The 2,120-nt window shown below is 46.0% G+C and carries 2 protein-coding genes; both read left to right on the top strand.

All coding sequences use genetic code 11. The annotated features are described in order from the left end of the window. The first annotated feature begins 26 nt into the window (after positions 1 to 26). The gene (locus ACTIE6_RS23145) at positions 27 to 1,727 is read left to right on the top strand and encodes a RagB/SusD family nutrient uptake outer membrane protein (protein WP_439558889.1); all 1,701 of its coding nucleotides are present in this window, start codon (positions 27 to 29) and stop codon (positions 1,725 to 1,727) included. Positions 1,728 to 1,823: 96 nt separating this feature from the next. Beyond that, positions 1,824 to 2,120, top strand: a 297-nt coding sequence (locus ACTIE6_RS23140; protein WP_439558888.1) for a hypothetical protein, incomplete at its 3' end; no start/stop codon positions are given.

Here is a 2,120-nt window from a genome sequence, read left to right as displayed (position 1 = left end):
CAAAGAGTGGCCTTCTGGTTTTAATCATGCTAATGCTGATCGGCTACTCGTGTAAAGAAAGCTTTTTGGAAATCCCGGCAACCGGCCAGCTTGATGAGGGCCAGCTTTCTACCAAAAAAGGAATAGAAGGTGTGCTGGTTTCTGTTTACGGACAATTGAATGGCCGTGCGAACAGGATGGCGAGTGCGAGTAACTGGGTTTGGGGAAGTATCCGCGGTGGCGATGCCAACAAAGGAACTGACCCGGGCGATTTCAGTGATATCAACCCGATCCAGCGTTTTGAATATTTGTCGACGCAAGGTGTAATTGTTGATAAATGGAAAGGTAACTACGAAGGAGTTGCGCGGGCGAACCTGGTAATGAAATTATTGGGAATCGCGCAGGCAGATGTTACCGATGAGGATAAGAAGAGAATTGGCGGCGAAGCAAGATTCCTGCGTGCCCACTACTACTTCGAGCTAAAAAGAGGTTTTAACAATACACCTTATGTAGACGAAACGGTAGATTACGGTACAGGTATCGAGAAAGTCCCCAATACAGCTGATCTGTATCCAAAGATTGAGGCTGACCTGAAATTCGCTTATGAAAACCTGCCTGAAACGCAAACAGCAGCAGGCCGGATTAACAAATGGGGCGCGGCTGCTTATCTTGCAAAAGTGTATATGTATCAGAAGAAGTTTGCTGAGGCAAAAGCTTTGTACGATCTGATTATCGCTAACGGAAAAACCACAAATGGTAAGAAGTACGCGCTGGTACCACGCTTCCAGGATGCATTCAAGGCTGCAAACGATAACAATTCGGAGTCGGTATTCGCGATCCAGGCGGCAGCAAATACAGGTAGCGTAAACAATGCAAACCCTGACTTCGACCTTAACTGGCCTTATAACACAGGTCCAAACGGTCCAGGTAACTGCTGCGGGTTTTTCTCGCCGAGCTTTGAGCTGGTTAACTCTTTCCGTACCAACGCAAACGGACTTCCATTGCTGGACGGATCCTACAACGTAGGTGCAAATGAAGTAAAATCAGATATGGGCTTGAAAAGTAATGCAGCATTCACACCGGATGCAGGGCCATTGGATCCACGTTTGGATCACTCGGTTGGTCGTCGTGGAATTCCCTACCTGGACTGGATCGATCACCCTGGTGCAGACTGGATCCGTAATCAGGCAAATGCAGGACCATATTCACCTAAAAAGTATGCTTACTACAAATCCGATGTAGGTTCATTGCAAGATAACAGCTCCTGGACACCAGGTTACACTGCGATCAACGTGAACATCATCCGTTTTGCAGATGTACTTTTAATGGCCGCGGAAGCTGAAATCGAAGTTGGTTCACTTGAAAAAGCACGTGAATACACCAATATGGTACGCGAAAGAGCTTCGCTTCCTTCAAGCTTTGTGAAGAACAAGGCAGGTGCTAATGCAGCGAACTACGTAATCGGACTTTATACAACTCCCTGGGCTTCCAAGGATGACGCCCGCAAAGCAGTACGTTTTGAGCGCAAACTTGAATTGTCAGGAGAAGGTCACCGCTTCTACGACCTGGTTCGCTGGGGAACAGCCGCTACCGAAATTAATGCTTACCTGACTTACGAAAGCAAAAAACTGAGCGGTGCATTGGGTGGAGCGAAGTTTACGCCTAACAAGAATGAGTATCTCCCGGTACCACAAGAGCAGATTGACCTTGTAGGAAAAGACGTACTTATCCAGAATCCAGGCTACTAACAGTTTTTTACAAACAAACAAAAGGAGATGGTATTCATTTGCCATCTCCTTTATTAATTTAGGACAATCCTTCTTCATTTTACCACATTGAAATTAATGACGGCCAAGTATTCCATCCTGTCTGTTTTATTAGCTGTGTTCCTGATTTCCTGTAAAAAGGACCTTAAAACTTTTACCGAACTGGATACCGACGAAACAGGGATTAACTTTTCAAACCGGATCACCGAAAACGATACCATGAACATCCTCGCATTCGAGTATGTGTACAATGGCGGCGGCGTTGCACTCGGGGATTTTAACAATGACAGCCTGCCGGATGTTTACTTCACCGGGAACACCGCTCAGAACAAACTTTATCTGAATAAGGGAGACTTCAAGTTTGAAGACGTTACG

Source organism: Dyadobacter sp., from assembly GCF_051859145.1.
In the GTDB taxonomy this organism is placed as follows: Bacteria; Bacteroidota; Bacteroidia; order Cytophagales; family Spirosomataceae; genus Dyadobacter.
This window is presented reverse-complemented; position numbering and strand designations above follow the sequence as displayed.

Coding starts and splice junctions, on each gene's coding strand:
- ACTIE6_RS23145 (WP_439558889.1), top strand. CDS start 27: ATGCTAATGCTGATCGGCTACTCGTGTAAAGAAAGCTTTTTGGAAATC.